Source organism: Phyllobacterium sp., from assembly GCF_037994405.1.
Classification (GTDB): Bacteria; Pseudomonadota; Alphaproteobacteria; order Rhizobiales; family Rhizobiaceae; genus Phyllobacterium.
The window spans coordinates 1-16059 of the sequence record NZ_JBBNAN010000137.1 but is presented as its reverse complement, the minus strand read 5'-3'; the positions used below and the strand labels follow the sequence as shown (position 1 = coordinate 16059).

The window sequence follows — 16059 nt, the reverse complement described above, 5'->3', positions numbered from 1 at the left end:
GTTTGATGGTTGCCGCATGGCGGAAGCAGGAGAATTTACCCGACGCGCCTTTGCTAACGGAAAATTCGACCTGACGGTTGCCGAAGGACTGGCCGATCTGATTGCGGCTGAAACCGACAGCCAGCGGCGGCTCGCATTGCAGATTTCATCCGGAGCCCAGGCACAGCTTTATGCGTCGTGGCGCACCGAACTTATCCGTGCTCGAGCCTTGATTGAAGCGGAGCTCGATTTCGCCGATGAATCCGACGTCCCGGGTTCGGTGTCCGACCAGGTGTGGCGATCCATGCGCGATTTGGCCGAGCGGATCCGTAAGCATATCGATGATGGAAGGCGCGGCGCCGTTATTCGCGATGGTTTTCGGGTGGTCATCGTAGGTGCCCCCAACGCCGGCAAGTCCAGCCTGCTGAATGCTTTAGCCGGTAGCGACGTTGCCATCGTTTCGGATGAGCCCGGTACAACCCGCGATGTGATTGAGATTAAATTGGACCTCGGCGGCCTACCCGTACTGGTTGCGGATACCGCCGGCCTTCGCGAGACAGAGGGCAAGGTCGAGCAGATAGGTATCGACCGCGCGCTTGCGCGGGCTACTGCAGCTGATCTGATCCTCGCCCTGACTGATCTGTCGGATCCAATTGGGCCGCAACTGGACATTCTGGAGAATAGCGCAGTGGTGCGCGTCGGCACCAAGTCCGATCTCGCTCCCGGTTCAGCCGTTGAAGGCTATGATTTGACCATCTCGACAAGAACCGACGAAGGCCTCGATACTTTGATGAGCTTGCTTACCGAGCAAGCGGAGCTCGCTGCAGGCAATCTCTCAGACCCGCTGCCCACTCGTCGCCGTCACATGGAACTGCTTGTTGAAACAATCAAGGAAATCGACGCTGCTATACGCGAAGAGGTCGCCCCCCTCGAAGTTCGTGCCGAATTTCTGCGCCGCGCGTCGTATTCGCTCGGACGTATCACTGGCGACGTGGATGTCGAAGATATATTGGATGTGGTGTTCTCGCAGTTCTGTATTGGCAAATGATTCACGTGAAACATACCGGTTTCATGGATTCGGGGCGCGAAGATTGTACGTGGTTCGACGGGGCGCACCATGAGGGAGGTGGGTGGGCTGCAGGAAGCCAGGATGCACAACCTTTGGAGACTATTGTTAATCTCCGATGCTGACGATTGCCGGTGCACCGGCCTTTATCTCCCCCTTGAGGGGAAGAGATCATCGGCATCGGCTGATGGCGCTCAACTTGCCATTCCATGGCGATACGCGCAAATCCAAAATAGAGCCGCCAACTTATCCACGCCCCTCAAACCTCGCTTATTGTCCTATGGGTACTGCTTCCGGAGCCGTTCGAAGTCGGGAGAGGATCGGCGCCTCAGATGGCGGGTAACGGACCCTCTGTCCGGGGAAGTTCCGTCGAAGGGTTCCCTTGCCGGCGCAATGACCGGCGCGTGCTGGACGAGCAAGCGGAACGGAGGGGATAAAAAGTCGCCGGTCGGGCGGTCTTCGGATCGCATTACTTAACTACAAAGACGCGCTTCGATGACCTCCCGTCTTCCCACCACCATTCAATGGCAAAAGCGGGCGTGGCAACGGGGGCGGTTCACGATGTGTAAACGGCACGCGGAGTGTTTCACGTGAAACACTGTTTATTGACTCATACTTGACTCACGGCGCAGTTTTGCCCATCAAGGCGCAGATTCGAATCTCTGAAAGTTTTGGCACGTGGAAGACGTTTTTGATGTCATCATTATTGGTGGTGGTCATGCCGGCTGCGAAGCGGCGGCTGCTTCCGCGCGCTTTGGCGCCAGGACAGCCCTTGTCACCCATCGCGCCGATACGATTGGCGTGATGTCCTGCAATCCGGCGATTGGTGGGCTCGGTAAGGGCCATCTTGTCCGCGAGATCGATGCGCTGGACGGCCTGATGGCCAGGGTTGCCGACGCTGCCGGAATCCAGTTCCGCCTGCTCAATCGCCGCAAGGGGCCTGCTGTTCGCGGACCTCGCACCCAGGCAGACAGGAAGCTTTATCGACTGGCTATGGGTCAAGCGATCGCTGAGCAGCCCAATCTCACCGTAATTGAAGGCGGTGCGAATGACCTCGTCATTAACGATGGCAAGGTTGCCGGTGTTCAGCTGATGGACGGCCGCATGCTGTCCTGTGGCGCTGTCGTCCTGACGACGGGAACATTCTTGCGTGGTTTGATCCACATCGGTGAGAAGAAGATCCCAGCGGGACGAATGGGCGAGGCCCCTGCCCTTGGGCTGTCAGACACGCTGGCGAGCCACACGTTTGCCCTTGGCCGATTGAAAACAGGGACGCCGCCGCGCCTGGATGGCCGCACGATTGATTGGCAGAGCCTCGATGTTCAATCTGCGGACGAGGACCCGCTGCCATTCTCCTTGATGACGGATTCGATCCAGAATCCGCAGATTGATTGCGGTATCACGAGGACGACGCCGGAAACCCATGCTATCATTCGTGCCAACCTGCATCGGTCCGCAATGTATTCCGGCTCGATCGAAGGTATCGGCCCGCGCTACTGTCCTTCGGTCGAGGACAAGATCGTCAAGTTCGGCGATCGCGATGGCCATCAGATTTTCCTGGAGCCGGAAGGGCTCGACGATCACACCGTCTATCCCAACGGCATTTCGACTTCGCTGCCTGAAGACGTGCAACTGGATTTGCTGAAGACGATCCCAGGCCTGGAGCGCGCAACAATGCTGCAGCCAGGCTACGCGATCGAGTATGATTTCATTGATCCGCGCGAGCTTGATCGTAGCTTGCAGACGCGGCGCATCGGCGGCCTGTTTCTGGCAGGTCAGATCAATGGTACGACCGGTTACGAAGAAGCCGCAGCACAGGGCCTGCTGGCCGGTCTCAACGCTGCACGGCTCGCTGGTGGAGCAGAACCTGTCATTATTCATCGCACCGAAGCCTATATCGGTGTCATGGTCGACGATCTCACTTCTCGCGGCGTGAGCGAGCCATATCGTATGTTTACCTCGCGCGCCGAATTTCGGCTGTCGCTGCGAGCAGACAATGCGGATGAGCGTTTAACGCCAATGGCCGAACGGCTCGGCATCCTGGGGAAAGCCCGCAAGGATCGCTTCGCTAGCCGGACGCGGGATCTCGATGCTGCGCGTGAATTGGCAAAGAGCCTGGTAATCACGCCCAACGCAGCGGCGCAATTTGACCTCCATCTCAACCAGGATGGTATCCGTCGCTCGGCCTATGACCTGCTAGCGTTCCCGGATATTGATCTTGAGCGTATCAAGCTGGTCTGGCCGGAGCTTCGGCAGATTGGCGGCCGGGTTGGTGACGCGCTGGAGATTGAAGCGCAATATGCGGTCTATCTCGAGCGGCAGGGGGCCGATGTGGCCGCCATGGAACGGGAAGAATCTCTGCTGATTCCGCGGTCGATCGATTTTTCCGAGACATCTGGTCTATCGAATGAGTTGAAACAGAAGCTTAAGCAGCGCCAGCCGCGTTCGATTGCAGAGGCGCAGCGTATTGACGGCATAACCCCCGCAGCTGTGGCTTTGATCATCACGCAGATACGGCGAGCCACCGCGCGAGACGTGGCGTGAGTGCCGGTCGGGAAAAACGCCTGCAAGAAGTATTATCCCATGTTTCACGTGAAACAGTGGATAACTTGTGCGGCTTTGAAGAACTCTTCCGTAAATGGTCAAAGGCCATCAATCTTGCCTCGCCCTCGACGCTTGATCAGCTTTGGGAGCGGCATATCGTCGATAGCGCCCAACTTTTCGATATGGCGCCAAACGCAGAAAACTGGCTAGATCTGGGCTCGGGCGGCGGGTTCCCCGGTGTTGTGCTGGCGATTTTGCTTAAAGAACGCCCAGGCGGCCGAATCGATCTGGTGGAAAGTAACGGCAAGAAGGCGGCATTCTTGCGGACGGCTATTGGTCAATTTTCTGCGCCTGGAACGGTCCACGCTGCGCGAATCGACGCTGTATGGACCAAAATACGGAACCCGGAGATCATTACCGCTCGCGCGCTCGCGTCATTGAGCGATCTTTTTGTGCTTGCAGAGCCTTGGCTGACCACAGGTGCAACGGCGTTGTTTCAAAAAGGACGGGATTACCGCCGGGAAATTGAGGAAAGCCGTGACGCATGGACGTTTGATCTGTTAGAACGAGCAAGTGTGGTCGACAAGGATTCTGTCGTGTTGCAGATCAGCAATTTGCGGCGTACCGGCCTGAACTGACAGCCGACTTACACCTATCTGATCGCCTGGAATGGTGTTTTGAGCAGGAAAACAGTGATGAACAGCCAGACTCGTATCATTACCATAGCCAATCAAAAAGGTGGCGTTGGGAAAACCACGACCGCAATCAACCTTGCGACGGCCTTGGCCGCGATTGGTGAGAATGTCCTGATCGTGGACCTCGATCCTCAGGGCAACGCCAGCACGGGTCTCGGAATTGATCGGAAAAGCCGCGAAATATCGTCCTATGACGTCTTGATGCAGACGGCTTCTGTTGGAGACGCCGCCGTATCGACCGCCGTGCCCAGCCTGTCGCTGATACCGTCGACGCTTGACCTTCTCGGCGTTGAAATGGAGATCGCCAATGCGGCAGACCGCGCAACCCGTTTGCGCAAGGCGTTTCGCGGCAATCCAGCCGCCTCGCCCTTCTCCTACATATTGATTGATTGTCCCCCTTCCCTCAACCTGTTGACGATGAACGCTATGGCTGCCGCTGATTCAGTCCTCGTTCCGCTGCAATGTGAGTTCTTCGCACTTGAAGGATTGAGTCAGCTGCTAGAGACCGTCAATCAGGTTCGGACAGCGCTCAATCCCAACCTCACCATTCAAGGTATCGTCCTCACCATGTATGATGGGCGCAATAATCTCGCTACCCAGGTGGTCGATGACGTTCGGTCCTTTATGGGCGACAAAGTTTACCGCACGGTCATTCCCCGGAATGTGCGCGTATCGGAGGCCCCGTCCTACGGCATCCCCGCCATTCTCTATGATCTGAAATGCGCCGGCAGTCAGGCCTATCTGCAGCTTGCATCCGAAGTAATCCAAAGAGAGCGGCATTTGCGCGCCGCTTGATCGATTCGAAGACGAAACATTTATGAGAGCCTTAAGACAATGAATGAAGATCTGTCAAAAAAGCGCCTCGGCCGCGGTCTTGCAGCACTGATTGGTGAGATGGACCGGCTGCCGGATGAGAATGCTCAGCGCGTTGCGACTCTGGATCGTCAGGTTCCCATTGAGTTTGTCACCCGCAACCCGCGCAACCCGCGCCGGTTGTTCACGGAAGGTGATCTCGAAGATCTCACCCAATCCATCCGCGAGCATGGCATTGTCCAACCCGTCGTTGTCCGGCCCCTCAGGGATTCACCGGATCATTATGAGCTGATCGCTGGTGAACGCCGCTGGCGCGCGGCCCAGCGTGCGGGTTTGACGACCGTTCCGGTCATTATCCGCGAGGTCAATGATCGCGTTGCACTCGAACTTGCGATCATTGAAAACGTACAGCGGGCTGATCTCAATCCGATCGAAGAAGGCACGGGATATCAACAGCTTATCGATGATCACGAGTATACCCAGGCAGATTTGGCGCAGGTTATTGGCAAGAGCCGCAGTCATGTCGCCAATACGCTGCGCCTGTTGAAACTCCCGGAGCCAGTTCGCGACATGATCACCAATGGTGCGCTGTCAGCCGGGCACGCGCGGACGCTGATTACGGCGGAGAATCCCGGTGCGCTCGCAGACAAGATTGTCCGCGACGGCCTATCGGTGCGTCAGGCGGAAGCGCTTGCGCAAGGTGGGGGGGGCAAACCGTCTGCTCCGAAGGTCAAGGCTGTTGATGGTGACGACAAGGATGCCGATACGCGCGCCCTGGAGAAGCTGTTGTCGGATGTCACCGGCATGCGGGTCACCGTCAATCATCAGAACAAGGGTGGCGACGTTCGTATCCACTATACGACGCTGGAGCAGCTCGACGAGATTTGCCGCCGTTTGCAAAGTTGATTTTCTGATTAGCGCCCGCTGCGGCCAGCCCGCGCCGCTTCTGCTGCCAATGCTATGAGCGATTGACGGATAACGGGAATGGCCAGCGCCGCGTTGCGCCGGCTTTCCAGAACTGTACGTTGCAGCCGCTCGATCGCCCGGGAGCAGGATTGTGTGGTCCAGCGCTGCAAGGCTGTCTCGACCAGCTTTTTGCGCGCAAAGAAGATCGGTGGGCGTGCCGTAGCGACAGCTGTTCCTGCATTCTTGCCTTCACTTTCCATGCCGTAACGTAATGCTTGTAACGACTGGAACTGGCGAATTGCAGCGCTCAGGATGAGAAAACTGGACGAGCCCGTCCCGATCACGCGATCGAAGGCGTGGGTAAAGTCGGTCATATTGCCGATCATCATCGCATCGACGATGGTTTCATAGGATGTGGCGCTGACGTCGCCGATGATATCGCGCACATCGCCGATGGTGATGCGCTCCCTTCCGTGGGCATAGAGGCAGATCTTCTCGAGTTCGGCACGCGTTGCCAGCCGATCACCGCCGAGGCTTTCCTTGAGCAGATTGCGGGCGTCGAGTGTGATCTGCAGCCGGTTCCTGGCGAGCATATCATCGATGGTACTGTCGATCCCGCGCGCGTCATCGCTGTAACAGGGCAGGGCCATGGCGCTGGCGCTTTGCTCGACCGTGCCGCGCAGACCCGCACCCTTTTTCAGATCTCCGGCCTCGATCAGGATGAAGGTGTCGGCTGGCGGGTTTTTCGCGAGATAGGCAACGGCATCGGCCAAGCCCTTTTGCCCCGCGGCATTGCGCACCCAGATCAGACGTTCGCCGCCGAACATGGAAATCGTGTTGGCTTCATCGGAGAGCCGGCCCGGCTCGGCATTGACGTCGTCCGCGTCAACCCGAATGACAGCAAACGGGTCGTCCTTTGCGAGCCCGCTCAATTTGATGAACGCCCCTGCTCTCTCACTCACCAGACCCTTGTCGGGGCCGTAAAGCAACACGATGGGATAGGTGCGGTCGAGCCGCTTCAGGAAGGAATCAACTTCGTGTGCTTTCTTCTGTGCCATGGATCATGGGTTTACTAGTTTGCACAAGGATTGCAAATATGAAGACGGCAGATGCAGAGGCAATAGTCTCAATCGCCCGTAAATTAGTTGGCTAACGATGCTCTGGTGGCATCGTATTTACTTCGTGAAGCAGCCAATCAAGAAATACCTGCATAGCTGGACGCCGTGGCCTGTCGAGAGGGCAGGTCAGCCAATAGGCATGGCTGCTGACAAAGCCGAACCCTTTGGGGTTCAACAGCTTACCATTATCGAGTTCGTCGGCAATCAGACCGCGCGGTACCAATGCAAGACCCTGCCCCGCGATCGCCGCACGAATGACCAGGGCATAAAACCCGAAATGAGTGATGCGGTCGGGGACGAAGTCTTCGATGCCATGGGCTTGGGCAAACTCGCTCCAACGCAACGGCGTATGCTTGTGGTCAAGCAATGGAAATCCGAGAATATCTTCAGGTCGTTCAACGCCGCCAAGTTTTGACCCTGCCATACAACCGGAAACTTGAGCCGGACACCTATGTGGCACCCGGAGAGCTTTCAGTCAGTCGTTGGCAGGAATTCCAGTGCTGAAAACGCAACCGCAACTGCGTGACGCCGTGAAGGTTGCGCTCGAACAACTGCAGACGAACGGTGCTTACGATGCACTGCTGGATAAATATGCTCTGAAGGCCAACAAGCTGGCGTCGATCACCGTCAACAAGGGTAATTAGGCCTCGGGTTTATCGACACGTAACCATAAAGGCGGTTCGGACTGGATTCGGAGCCGCCTTCTTCAAATTCGGATGGGGGTATCAGGAATTGATCAAGGTAGGCCTGTCAAATCCGTCGGATCATATGGCGCTCGTAGTTCTGTTTGAAGAGATGCAGGCACATTACAAGGTTCCCTGTCCCCCGCGTCAGACGATCCTGGACGGTCTTCGAAACATGCCCAGCGGTACAGAAATTCTGGTTGCCGGACCAGACGAGATCGTGGGTTTCGCCGCCTTTTCATCCATTTATCCGGGACCCGGCCTCGAATCGGGCCTGTTCCTCAAGGAGCTGTTCGTTTCCAGATCACACCGTGGTCGCGGCGCAGGAACATGCTTGATGAAGGCATTGGCGCGCTTGGCCATCGAGCGTGGTCACAAACGCGTCGATTGGACCGCCGACCGCGATAATCCGAGCCTCCGGGGTTTTTACGAGGGATTTGGAGCTGCGCCAAAGCCGGAGAAGATATTTTATCGGCTTGACGGTTCGGCGCTCGCTGCTACCGCAGAACAATGATCATCGGCCTTATGCCGCGGTCCGGGCAGCAAAAAGGCGTCCCGAAGGACGCCTTTTTAAGTGCTTCAAATGTATAAGCAAACTGGAGCGGGAAATGGGATTCGAACCCACGACCCCAACCTTGGCAAGGTTGTGCTCTACCCCTGAGCTACTCCCGCATGTGCCAGTCTGTCTTGCGAAGCGGGGCCTATATGACCCAAGCGCCGGCTAATTGCAACAGGGAATTTTCGACTTCTGAACGATATCTTGAAAAATCAACCAAAGACCCCGCAGGAGCGCGGCTTTTTGCTTGAGACAGTGGTGGCGAGCTATTACGAGAGATAAAATCCAATCTGCCGGAGCGAGTTTCAAGAAGGTGCCATGCCCAAGACATTCGAAGAATTGATGCAATATCTCGACAATCTCGGCATCGAGGTGTCAACGATTCGCCACGCGCCTGTGTTTACAGTAGCCGAAGCACAGGATCTGCGCGGACAAGTTGCCGGCGCCCACACCAAGAACCTGTTCTTGAAGGACAAGAAGGATAATTTCTTTCTTGTAACGGTGGACGAGGAAGCCGAAGTCGACCTCAAGTCGATTCACACCAAGATTGGCGCGGCGAGCCGGGTGTCGTTCGGCAAACCGGAAAAGCTTCTGGAGTATCTCGGCCTGGTGCCGGGAGCAGTCAGCCTGTTTGGCGCAATCAACGACACGCAGCACCAGGTCAAGGTGGTGCTCGACGAGAGCCTGATGGAACATGACGTTATCAATGCGCATCCGCTGACCAATGAGGCGACGACTTCGATCGGACGCGATGATCTGGTAACTTTTCTCGAGGCAACCGGCCATCCACCGCTGATCTTGAAAATAGACGGATCGACCCCAAACTGATAGCTGATATTATCGACAGACGACCAGGCATGGCGACGATTGGGATTAATCGATCAGCCAGATGACGGGAGAATTTCATGAGCAGGACAGATAATCCATTCGGAAGCGGCTATGGCACGACGGCCGGGACCACCACCGTGTCCTATGGAAGTGCTGCCCCGAATGGTGCGAGCCAGGGAAGTGGCGAGCTGGTTAAGGATACGACTACGGCCGCCTTTTCTGCAGATGTGATCGCCGAATCGAAGCGTCAGCCAGTTCTGGTGGATTTCTGGGCACCATGGTGCGGTCCCTGCAAACAGCTGACGCCTGTCCTAGAAAAAGTTGTCCGCGCTGCGGGCGGGCGCGTCAAGCTCGTCAAGATGAACATCGATGATCACCCCGCCATTGCCGGACAGCTTGGCATTCAGTCCATTCCCGCGGTCATCGCCTTTGCTGATGGCAAGCCGGTGGACGGTTTCATGGGCGCACTGCCCGAATCCAAGGTGAATGAATTCATCGACCGTATTGCGTCGCCTGATGGCGGCAGGGACGAAGCCGTTCAGTCGGCGCTCGATGCAGCGGCACAGGCCGTTGACGCAGGAGCTATCGAGCAGGCTGGGCAGATTTATAGGGCCGTTCTCGATGAAGTCCCTGACCACATTGCGGCGCTTGCAGGTCTCGCCAACGTCCTGATCGAGCTTGGCGACATCGAACAGGCGAGGGCAATCCTAGATCGAGTACCAGCCGACAAGAGCCAGGATGCCGCCGTGCGGACCGCTGAAGCAAAAATCGCGTTAGCCGACCAGGTGGCGAAGCTGGGCGACCCCGCGGCGCTCGAAGCAAGGTTGCAGGCGAACCCCAAAGATCATCGGGCGCGGTTTGACCTCGCGATGATCCTGAATGCCAAGGGGCAACGACACGAAGCTGCAGATCTTCTTCTCGCCATCATGAAGGCCGATCGTGCATGGAATGACGACGGTGCCCGCAAGCAGTTGTTGCAGTTTTTTGACGCGTGGGGCCCGGGCGATGAAGCTTCCGTTACCGCGCGCCGTAAATTGTCTTCCCTGCTGTTCTCCTGACGAAAATCAGGCACTATAGCCACAGGTCCGAATTTCTCGGATCCCGGCCCGGAGCTTAAGCGATGCAAGCAGGAAATGTTCGTTATCGAACGCTGGATGATATTCCGGAAAGCGTACCGATCTTTCCCTTGTCCGGAGCGCTGCTGCTTCCGGGCGGCCAATTGCCTCTCAATATTTTCGAGCTTCGCTACCTTGCCATGATCGACGCAGCGCTCAGCGGCAAACGTATCATCGGCATGATCCAACCGCGCTTCGATCAGGACAACCAGGAAGACGGCGACTTGTGTGAAGTTGGCTGCCTTGGACGGATCACGTCCTTTGCCGAAACTGGTGACGGCCGCCTGTTGATCACCCTTCAGGGGATTTGCCGGTTCCGCGTTATCAAGGAACTCAGCACCCGCACGCCGTTCCGCCAATGCAAGATTGCGCCGCTGCTCGCCGACCTCGATGAGGCCGACGATTCGGAAGTCGACAGATTGGCGCTGCTGCGCGTTTTTCGCGCCTATCTTGACGCCAACAATCTTGAAGCAGACTGGGATGGAATTTCGAGGGCAGGCAATGAAACGCTCGTCAATGCACTTGCCATGATGTCGCCCTTTGGCGCGGCGGAGAAGCAGGCCCTGCTGGAGGCGGCGGACTTGAAGACCAGAGCGGAAACGCTGATCGCAATCACCGAGATTGCGTTGGCCAAGGATCAAGATGATTTCGAAGGTAGCCTGCAGTAAGGACCACCCTATGACCGATAACAAGCGCGATACAGCCCTCGACCGCAAGCTGCTCGATCTCCTGGTATGCCCGCTGACCAAGGGGCCACTTGTTTACGACCAGGAGAAATTGGAACTCGTTTCCAAATCCGCGCATCTCGCCTATCCTGTAAGAGATGGCATTCCGATCATGCTGCCGTCCGAAGCACGGGCCATTGAAGACTGACCTAGCTTGGTGCTTTCTTCGACGAAAAATATCCGTCATAACCGGAGTCAGTTGCATAACTGACAACAGAAAGTAATATGGCGAAGCGAAACGAAAAACGCGAAGTCTTGATCGCCACGGCGGCGGGTCTGTTTTGGCGCCAAGGATATACGGTCACCAGTCTTGCTGACATCGCGGCGAATTCGGGCATTCCGCTTGGTAACATCTACTACTACTTCAAGAGCAAGGCCGAACTGGCGCGCGGCGTGGCAGATATCTTTGTTGCTGAAACCGAAGAGATGCTGGCTGAGATTACCGAGGCAGACCAGAACCCGCGGACGCGGCTACAGCTTCTAATTGAAAAGCTGGGACATTCGCTGAAAAGCCGCGTGGAACATGGTTGTCCGATTGCTTTGGGCATCCGCGACTTTCGCCACGAATCGCCTGAAGCAGCCGGTCGCGCTGCAGAAGCGTTCAGCCTCCTCATCGGTTTCATCGGCCGTGAACTTGGGCGGACAGGTATCCGCCCATCCACCGCCTTGGGCATCGCACGCAACGCGTTGACCGAATGGCAGGGTGGAATCATGTTGGCGCATGGCCTGAGGGATCCAACCGTGCTTGCCGAAAGTTTCCGGAGAATGGAGCGATTGCTCATGGGTACGCCCTCGCGGAGTTGACGGGTTGACCCTCTCGCATCCATGAGGGAAACGCACTATATGATGCCGGAAGAATCCAGGAGTTCCGATGGCCCGAAGTAACCAAACTGCCGACTGGGGTAATCGTCTGTCACCATCGATTGGCGAGATCGAATCGCTGGCGATCGAAGCCTATGCGCATCTGCCCGAGACTTTTCGCAGCCTGTGCGGCGATATCACCATTCAGGTTTCAGAATTTCCTGACGATCAGATCGTCGAGGATATGGGCTTGGAATCTCCCTTTGATCTTCTTGGGCTTTTCGAAGGAGCAGGCATCGGCGAGCGTTTTTCGCTGCAGACAGGTGAACAAGCCAATCGCATAACAATCTATCGCCGCGCCGTCATCGACTACTGGGCAGAGTATGAGGAAGCGTTGGGAGATATCGTTACCCATGTGCTGATCCATGAGATAGGCCATCATTTCGGCCTGTCGGACGAGGACATGGAACGAATCGAAGCAACCGTCGAATAGTAACCGCAGTGAAGCGGTTGCGGGTTGCAGTTTGTCGGACTTCCGCTATCCCTCCAGCATCAACCTCTCGGAATCGCAAAGGAGAATGCCGTGGCGGACTGTGCAACACCCTATGATCTCTATTGGGCGCTGAAAACCGCATGGAGCGTCGAAAGTTCAGGTTCATGGTCACCGGAAAATCCTGCCAAGGGACAGTGCAGCGTGACGTCGCTAGTGACGCAGGATCTGTTTGGCGGATCCATCCTGAAGACAAAGACCTATGGCGGCACGCATTTCTACAATGTCATCGATGGCATCAAATGGGATATGACCGTGAGCCAGTTTGACCGGCCAATTCCTTTCGAGGACCGGCCGGTCACGCGCGAGGAGGCGATGGCCGATACATCTGAAGAGCAGTACCGCGCGCTCAAGCGCCGCCTAGAAATCGTGCTCAGTAATCACTCAGCTTGATACCAGGTTCGTAATCGACGCCGTCGACATCCTTCACCACAGCTTGGCCACACTGCATCACGCCGGTGGCGGAGTTGAACGCGTATGTGGGCGAGCCGTATATATGCCAACCCTTGTTTACCGCGGCGGTTACCTTGTGGCAAAAGCTAGCATCATCGGGACCTGTCAGAAGCCGGTATAGTTTCATGATTGTCGTTCCTAGATTTGGATCAAAATTCGCCGATCCTGTTTCGTCCTGTGTAGTCCAAGTTCAATTCCTGCCGATTGTATCGACTATTGCCAGCAATTTTTGCGCAGCTTCGAGATGCAGGCGTTCGACCATCTTGCCATTCAGTGCAATTGCGCCCTTGTCCTTGTTTTCGGATTGGGCAAAAGCGGCCACGACGGAGCGGGCCTCGTTAACGGCATTTCCATCGGGAAGAAAGGCTGTATTTGCCGTTTCAATCTGCGATGGATGGATTAGCGTCTTGCCGTCGAACCCCATATAAGCAGCCTCAGCGCATTCGGTAGCAAAACCATCAAGGTCAGCAAAATCGTTGTAGACGCCGTCAATCACATCAAGTCTTCCTGCCTTGGCGCAAAGCAATATTTGCATCAGCCATGGAATGAGGGAAGCACGGCCCTTCGTCAATCTTGCACCTGTCTCCTTGGCGATATCATTGGTTCCGATCACGAAGCAATCCAGCCGCGCCGTCGATCGCAAACCCAGCTCGGCGATCTCGTCAGCGTTAAGAATGCCGCGCGGTGTTTCAATCATCGCCCAAAGACGAATCCCCTCTGAAGCGTCGGTTTCCTCCAGGAGATCTGCAACACTGGTAATATCCTGGGGTTTCTCAACTTTCGGGAGAAGAATTGCATCCGGCTGGCAAGCCCGGGCCGCGAGCAAGTCCTCGGCGCCCCATTCGCTTGTAAGACCATTGATGCGGATAATCCGTTCGGCCTTGCTCGTTGAATGCATTCGAAAATAACTCCGCAAGGCTTCGCGCGCATCGTCCTTGACGTTCGGTGCGACGGCGTCTTCCAAATCGAAAATGATTGCGTCTGCGGATAGCGAAGCGATTTTTACCAGAGCCTTGGTATTCGAGGCCGGAACATAAAGGACGGAGCGGCGAGGGCGGAACGGTTTGCTCATGTGAACTTTCTGCCTTGATCGGACAATCAAGACAAGTGCAATCATGTGCGAACGCTTGCCCAAAGTGCCACAGGCTAAACGCTTTGATTCGCAGCCAAGCTGGTGTAAAGCGAAACGCAAAGTCATTACCCAGGATCTACAGGCAGACATCATGGACAAATTTACCAAACTCACCGGCGTCGCCGCTCCGCTGCCAATCATCAATGTCGATACGGATATGATCATTCCCAAGGATTACCTGAAGACGATCAAGCGGACCGGGCTTGGTACGGGCCTGTTTGCAGAGATGCGCTACAATGATGATGGCAGCGAGAATCCGGACTTCGTCCTTAACAAGCCAGCCTATCGCAAGGCGCAGATCCTTGTTGCCGGCGATAATTTCGGCTGCGGATCAAGCCGTGAGCACGCACCGTGGGCGCTGCTCGATTTCGGCATTCGTTGCGTGATCTCTACCAGCTTTGCCGATATTTTCTACAATAACTGTTTCAAGAATGGCATCCTGCCGATCCGTGTCAGCCAGGAAGATCTTGAGAAGCTGATGGATGACGCACAGCGAGGCGCCAATGCGACGCTTTCCATTGACCTCGAAGAATTGACGATCAAGGGACCAGATGGCGGCACGATCAATTTCGAGCTTGATGAATTCCGCCGTTACTGCATGCTCAACGGCCTCGATGATATTGGTCTGACGATGGAAAAGGCGGCGAAGATCGACAGTTTCGAATCCGCAAACGCAGCAAAGCATCCCTGGGCGTAAGGCTGGTCAAAGCGATCTCAAGAGCCCGGATATCCGGGCTCGCTCACTTCTGGCGCTGCTGAACCGGCAGCTGCAGCCGAACGCGCGCGCCGAGCCAGGAACCCCCCAGAATTTCTAATGTCCCTTTATGCAGGATCGCGATTTGCCGGGCGAGATTCAGGCCGAGACCCGCTCCCCACGATTGCGGTTGCAAACGATAGAAGGGTTCAAAAATATTTTTATGCTCTTCGATCGGAATTCCGGGTCCTTGATCCCGGATTTCAATGGCCCCGGTTTCATCAATCAAAACCGTAATCGTGCCAAAGCCTCCGCCGTGATCGATGGCATTGCGAATGATATTTGCCAGTGCTTGCTCGATCTGCAGGACGTTGCCTTCGACCCAGACCTCATAGGTGCCAGGCTCGAAGGCAAGGTCATAGCCCGCTTCAATGGCGAGCGGCGCAAAGTCGGCAGCGACGCGGCTGGCGAGTTCAGCGAGATTGATGATCTGGCGCTGGCTGGCGGGCCGATCAAGGAGCTGGTGGTCAAGAAGTTGCTGCGCCAGATGCGACAACCGCTCGATGTCCTGGACCAGTCGTACACTCTGAGGCTCCTGCTTCAATAAATCCGCCCGTGTCCTCAAAATGGCAATGGGCGTCCGCAGTTCATGCGCAGCGTCGGTCAGGAAGCGATTGTGTCGGTCATAGCCGTGAGCAAGGCGCCCGAGCGCCTGGTTAAAGGCCTGCACCAGGGGTGCAATCTCCTGCGGCACATTTGTGACGGGAAGCTGCATTGCGCGATTGTTGATATCAATGTGCGCTGCCTGGCGGGCGATACCAATGAGGCCAGCAAGGGACCGGCGAACGACTGCAGGTGTTGTCACAAGCGTTGTGACCCCCATCACAAGGATGACGGGCAGAAGCAGAATCGTGATCAAGATAGCCAGGATCGGAAGTACCCTTAGCCAGTTTGTGCTGCCATCGGGATTTCGCGCCACATCCACGGTGGCTGAAATGTTGATCTCGAGTCCCTGCGTTTCGTTGCGCGAAGCACGCGTTGCTGTGATGATTTGTACTGGCCCGGCCCTGGTGTCCACTCTCTCCACGTAGGCTTCCGGCGTCATGTCATTTTCGTCGAAGCCTAGGGTGGCCCTGCTCACCGCATTCAGCAGCTCGCCCGCCTGCTTCGTATAGACATCGGGAACTTTACCCGCTTGCAGGCTCTGACCGCTGGTGTCGCGCACTATGTACCAGACGTTGGGGAAATTCCCCGCGAAACGCGAGCAGTTCGCTCGTTTCGTTGCCTATCAACCTGCCGCTCCGATCGCGGTCAATCGCGCCTTTCAGGACAGCGACCGATGCTTCATTGTCCACCAAAAGCCGGGGATTGGCGATCCAGCTGCGAAGAGGAGGATGAATA

The 16059-nt window shown here is 56.3% G+C and carries 20 protein-coding genes and 1 tRNA gene; 15 read left to right on the top strand and 6 right to left on the bottom strand.

Translation table 11 applies throughout. The annotated features are described in order from the left end of the window. The 5 genes from mnmE to AAAC48_RS08470 all read left to right on the top strand — a co-directional run. Nucleotides 1-1027, top strand: a 1027-nt coding sequence (mnmE, locus tag AAAC48_RS08490) for a tRNA uridine-5-carboxymethylaminomethyl(34) synthesis GTPase MnmE (RefSeq protein ID WP_340653760.1), incomplete at its 5' end; no start/stop codon positions are given. 696 nt (nucleotides 1028-1723) lie between these two features. Beyond that, nucleotides 1724-3589: a tRNA uridine-5-carboxymethylaminomethyl(34) synthesis enzyme MnmG gene (gene mnmG / locus AAAC48_RS08485; RefSeq protein ID WP_340653759.1), complete on the top strand. Its 1866-nt coding sequence runs from the start codon at nucleotides 1724-1726 to the stop codon at nucleotides 3587-3589. Beyond that, nucleotides 3586-4227 carry a 16S rRNA (guanine(527)-N(7))-methyltransferase RsmG gene (rsmG, locus tag AAAC48_RS08480; RefSeq protein ID WP_340653758.1) on the top strand — a complete coding sequence of 214 codons (642 nt, stop codon included), beginning with the start codon at nucleotides 3586-3588 and terminating at the stop codon, nucleotides 4225-4227. Before mnmG ends, rsmG begins: the two co-directional genes overlap by 4 nt. A gap of 57 nt (nucleotides 4228-4284) precedes the next feature. Further along, entirely contained in the window at nucleotides 4285-5079 is a 795-nt protein-coding gene (locus tag AAAC48_RS08475) for a ParA family protein (RefSeq protein WP_340653757.1), read from the top strand. A 39-nt stretch (nucleotides 5080-5118) separates the two neighbouring features. Continuing rightward, nucleotides 5119-6003, top strand: coding sequence for a ParB/RepB/Spo0J family partition protein (locus AAAC48_RS08470; RefSeq protein ID WP_340653756.1), 885 nt, complete (start codon nucleotides 5119-5121; stop codon nucleotides 6001-6003). Between the two features lie 8 nt (nucleotides 6004-6011). Here AAAC48_RS08470 and holA read toward each other — a convergent pair whose 3' ends face one another. Further along, nucleotides 6012-7061 carry a DNA polymerase III subunit delta gene (gene holA, locus AAAC48_RS08465; protein ID WP_340653755.1) on the bottom strand — a complete coding sequence of 350 codons (1050 nt, stop codon included), beginning with the start codon at nucleotides 7059-7061 and terminating at the stop codon, nucleotides 6012-6014. 91 nt (nucleotides 7062-7152) lie between these two features. Further along, nucleotides 7153-7545 (bottom strand): LysR substrate-binding domain-containing protein, encoded by a 393-nt coding sequence (locus tag AAAC48_RS08460; protein ID WP_340653754.1) that lies wholly within the window; start codon nucleotides 7543-7545, stop codon nucleotides 7153-7155. 73 nt (nucleotides 7546-7618) lie between these two features. On the opposite strand from AAAC48_RS08460, the gene AAAC48_RS08455 reads away from it, so the two are divergent. Continuing rightward, nucleotides 7619-7765, top strand: a complete 147-nt coding sequence (locus tag AAAC48_RS08455) for a hypothetical protein (RefSeq protein WP_340653753.1) — start codon at nucleotides 7619-7621, stop codon at nucleotides 7763-7765. 124 nt (nucleotides 7766-7889) lie between these two features. After that, a complete protein-coding gene (locus AAAC48_RS08450) occupies nucleotides 7890-8318 on the top strand; it encodes a GNAT family N-acetyltransferase (protein WP_340653761.1) in 429 nt (142 codons plus the stop codon). Nucleotides 8319-8401: 83 nt separating this feature from the next. On the opposite strand, the gene AAAC48_RS08445 is transcribed toward AAAC48_RS08450, so the two are convergent. Further along, nucleotides 8402-8476, bottom strand: a tRNA-Gly gene (locus AAAC48_RS08445). A gap of 202 nt (nucleotides 8477-8678) precedes the next feature. Between AAAC48_RS08445 and AAAC48_RS08440 the strand changes: the two genes are divergently transcribed. The 7 genes from AAAC48_RS08440 to AAAC48_RS08410 all read left to right on the top strand — a co-directional run bounded on the left by AAAC48_RS08440 (nucleotide 8679) and on the right by AAAC48_RS08410 (nucleotide 12772). After that, entirely contained in the window at nucleotides 8679-9188 is a 510-nt protein-coding gene (locus AAAC48_RS08440; protein WP_340653752.1) for a prolyl-tRNA synthetase associated domain-containing protein, read from the top strand. A 77-nt stretch (nucleotides 9189-9265) separates the two neighbouring features. Beyond that, nucleotides 9266-10246, top strand: coding sequence for a thioredoxin (gene trxA, locus AAAC48_RS08435; protein ID WP_340653751.1), 981 nt, complete (start codon nucleotides 9266-9268; stop codon nucleotides 10244-10246). Between the two features lie 62 nt (nucleotides 10247-10308). Beyond that, the gene (locus tag AAAC48_RS08430) at nucleotides 10309-10971 is read left to right on the top strand and encodes an LON peptidase substrate-binding domain-containing protein (RefSeq protein WP_340653750.1); all 663 of its coding nucleotides are present in this window, start codon (nucleotides 10309-10311) and stop codon (nucleotides 10969-10971) included. 10 nt (nucleotides 10972-10981) lie between these two features. Next, nucleotides 10982-11176, top strand: a complete 195-nt coding sequence (locus tag AAAC48_RS08425) for a Trm112 family protein (RefSeq protein ID WP_340653749.1) — start codon at nucleotides 10982-10984, stop codon at nucleotides 11174-11176. A gap of 77 nt (nucleotides 11177-11253) precedes the next feature. Beyond that, a complete protein-coding gene (locus AAAC48_RS08420; RefSeq protein WP_340653748.1) occupies nucleotides 11254-11832 on the top strand; it encodes a TetR/AcrR family transcriptional regulator in 579 nt (192 codons plus the stop codon). A 67-nt stretch (nucleotides 11833-11899) separates the two neighbouring features. Further along, the gene (locus AAAC48_RS08415) at nucleotides 11900-12322 is read left to right on the top strand and encodes a metallopeptidase family protein (protein ID WP_340653747.1); all 423 of its coding nucleotides are present in this window, start codon (nucleotides 11900-11902) and stop codon (nucleotides 12320-12322) included. A 90-nt stretch (nucleotides 12323-12412) separates the two neighbouring features. Then, on the top strand, nucleotides 12413-12772 hold the full coding sequence (locus AAAC48_RS08410; RefSeq protein ID WP_340653746.1) for a hypothetical protein: 360 nt from the start codon (nucleotides 12413-12415) through the stop codon (nucleotides 12770-12772). On the opposite strand, the gene AAAC48_RS08405 is transcribed toward AAAC48_RS08410, so the two are convergent. Together AAAC48_RS08405 and AAAC48_RS08400 are read right to left on the bottom strand one after the other, a co-directional pair. Next, nucleotides 12753-12959 (bottom strand): DUF1737 domain-containing protein, encoded by a 207-nt coding sequence (locus tag AAAC48_RS08405; RefSeq protein ID WP_100000854.1) that lies wholly within the window; start codon nucleotides 12957-12959, stop codon nucleotides 12753-12755. The genes AAAC48_RS08410 and AAAC48_RS08405 overlap by 20 nt on opposite strands. A gap of 63 nt (nucleotides 12960-13022) precedes the next feature. After that, complete coding sequence (locus AAAC48_RS08400; RefSeq protein ID WP_340653745.1) at nucleotides 13023-13904, bottom strand: CoA ester lyase; 882 nt, start codon at nucleotides 13902-13904, stop codon at nucleotides 13023-13025. A gap of 151 nt (nucleotides 13905-14055) precedes the next feature. Here AAAC48_RS08400 and leuD point away from each other — a divergent pair, with 151 nt between their 5' ends. Further along, the gene (leuD, locus tag AAAC48_RS08395; RefSeq protein ID WP_340653744.1) at nucleotides 14056-14661 is read left to right on the top strand and encodes a 3-isopropylmalate dehydratase small subunit; all 606 of its coding nucleotides are present in this window, start codon (nucleotides 14056-14058) and stop codon (nucleotides 14659-14661) included. A gap of 43 nt (nucleotides 14662-14704) precedes the next feature. On the opposite strand, the gene AAAC48_RS08390 is transcribed toward leuD, so the two are convergent. Then, nucleotides 14705-15883 (bottom strand): HAMP domain-containing sensor histidine kinase, encoded by a 1179-nt coding sequence (locus AAAC48_RS08390; RefSeq protein WP_340653743.1) that lies wholly within the window; start codon nucleotides 15881-15883, stop codon nucleotides 14705-14707. Nucleotides 15884-16059: the final 176 nt, after the last annotated feature.

What these genes read in the sequence shown, in the direction of transcription:
- holA (WP_340653755.1), bottom strand. Translation starts at nt 7,061, where the DNA reads ATGGCACAGAAGAAAGCACACGAAGTTGATTCCTTCCTGAAGCGGCTC.
- AAAC48_RS08450 (WP_340653761.1), top strand. Translation starts at nt 7,890, where the DNA reads ATGGCGCTCGTAGTTCTGTTTGAAGAGATGCAGGCACATTACAAGGTT.
- AAAC48_RS08420 (WP_340653748.1), top strand. Translation starts at nt 11,254, where the DNA reads ATGGCGAAGCGAAACGAAAAACGCGAAGTCTTGATCGCCACGGCGGCG.
- AAAC48_RS08430 (WP_340653750.1), top strand. Translation starts at nt 10,309, where the DNA reads ATGCAAGCAGGAAATGTTCGTTATCGAACGCTGGATGATATTCCGGAA.
- AAAC48_RS08415 (WP_340653747.1), top strand. Translation starts at nt 11,900, where the DNA reads ATGGCCCGAAGTAACCAAACTGCCGACTGGGGTAATCGTCTGTCACCA.
- AAAC48_RS08400 (WP_340653745.1), bottom strand. Translation starts at nt 13,904, where the DNA reads ATGAGCAAACCGTTCCGCCCTCGCCGCTCCGTCCTTTATGTTCCGGCC.
- AAAC48_RS08460 (WP_340653754.1), bottom strand. Translation starts at nt 7,545, where the DNA reads ATGGCAGGGTCAAAACTTGGCGGCGTTGAACGACCTGAAGATATTCTC.
- AAAC48_RS08475 (WP_340653757.1), top strand. Translation starts at nt 4,285, where the DNA reads ATGAACAGCCAGACTCGTATCATTACCATAGCCAATCAAAAAGGTGGC.
- AAAC48_RS08470 (WP_340653756.1), top strand. Translation starts at nt 5,119, where the DNA reads ATGAATGAAGATCTGTCAAAAAAGCGCCTCGGCCGCGGTCTTGCAGCA.
- AAAC48_RS08440 (WP_340653752.1), top strand. Translation starts at nt 8,679, where the DNA reads ATGCCCAAGACATTCGAAGAATTGATGCAATATCTCGACAATCTCGGC.
- AAAC48_RS08425 (WP_340653749.1), top strand. Translation starts at nt 10,982, where the DNA reads ATGACCGATAACAAGCGCGATACAGCCCTCGACCGCAAGCTGCTCGAT.
- leuD (WP_340653744.1), top strand. Translation starts at nt 14,056, where the DNA reads ATGGACAAATTTACCAAACTCACCGGCGTCGCCGCTCCGCTGCCAATC.
- trxA (WP_340653751.1), top strand. Translation starts at nt 9,266, where the DNA reads ATGAGCAGGACAGATAATCCATTCGGAAGCGGCTATGGCACGACGGCC.
- AAAC48_RS08405 (WP_100000854.1), bottom strand. Translation starts at nt 12,959, where the DNA reads ATGAAACTATACCGGCTTCTGACAGGTCCCGATGATGCTAGCTTTTGC.